The organism is Streptomyces chiangmaiensis (genome assembly GCF_036281785.1).
GTDB classification, from domain to species: Bacteria; Actinomycetota; Actinomycetes; order Streptomycetales; family Streptomycetaceae; genus Streptomyces; species Streptomyces chiangmaiensis.
Window position 1 is genome coordinate 1 of the sequence record NZ_JAYWVC010000681.1, and the last position, 747, is coordinate 747.

The window sequence follows — 747 nt, forward strand, 5'->3', positions numbered from 1 at the left end:
ACATCGGCCCTGGAGGGTGAAGAATCCCCTCCCTTCAGGCAGGGGAGCCTTCAAGACCCGCGAGGCCGTCATGGCCGCGCTGGTGGCGCGCACCCACCCCTCCTTCTCCGCCTCGGCAAGGCCCTTGGCCACCGCAGCGGCGATCGCCGCGACGCCGGGCGTCAGTGCCAGGGACGGATCGCGGGTGTCGCTGATGCGGTGCAGCGTCTCGCCCAGCATCGCCAACAGCTCATCCCAGCACGCCATTTCGCCCCTCGTCCACCGTGTCCCGGCTCCGCCCATCGTATGATGACGGTGTGTCACGTGACAGGAACGGCGGATCCCATCGTGACGAGGGGCAGATCGCCGACGGGCTGGCGTATGTGTGCGAGCACGTCGACCTGGTCCGCGCCGCGCTGGAACGCGGCCCGGCCGACGGCCCGGTCCGGCTCGACGTGCTGCTGGCCGCGCTGCGGGCAGGCGAGGACCCGTCCGCTCTTCTCGAGAACGTACACCGGGCGCTGCGGGCAGCCCAGGACGCCCTCGGCATCTTCGGTGCCACCCGCGGCGTCGGCTCGCTCTCCGCCGGAAGCGTCTCAGTGCTGACCCCACCCGGCGTCGCGGCCGACCGGCCCTACGAGCCGGTCCTCCTCTGCCCGCGCGCCGACCGCCCCTGCGCCCGATACGCCTGGCCCGAGCCGAACAGCGACGATCCCGTCTGCCAGGTGAGCGGTGCCCCGCTGCGCCGCACCACGCTCGCGCCGTGAC

At 72.7% G+C, this 747-nt stretch carries 2 protein-coding genes; one reads left to right on the plus strand and one right to left on the minus strand.

Translation table 11 applies throughout. From position 1 onward, the window contains the following. Nucleotides 1-246 (minus strand): hypothetical protein (locus VXC91_RS46385; RefSeq protein ID WP_329513335.1); only part of this gene is annotated, 246 nt, incomplete at its 3' end. Nucleotides 247-296: 50 nt separating this feature from the next. Between VXC91_RS46385 and VXC91_RS46390 the strand changes: the two genes are divergently transcribed. Further along, nucleotides 297-746, plus strand: coding sequence for a hypothetical protein (locus tag VXC91_RS46390; protein ID WP_329513336.1), 450 nt, complete (start codon nt 297-299; stop codon nt 744-746). The last annotated feature ends 1 nt before the right edge of the window (nt 747 follow it).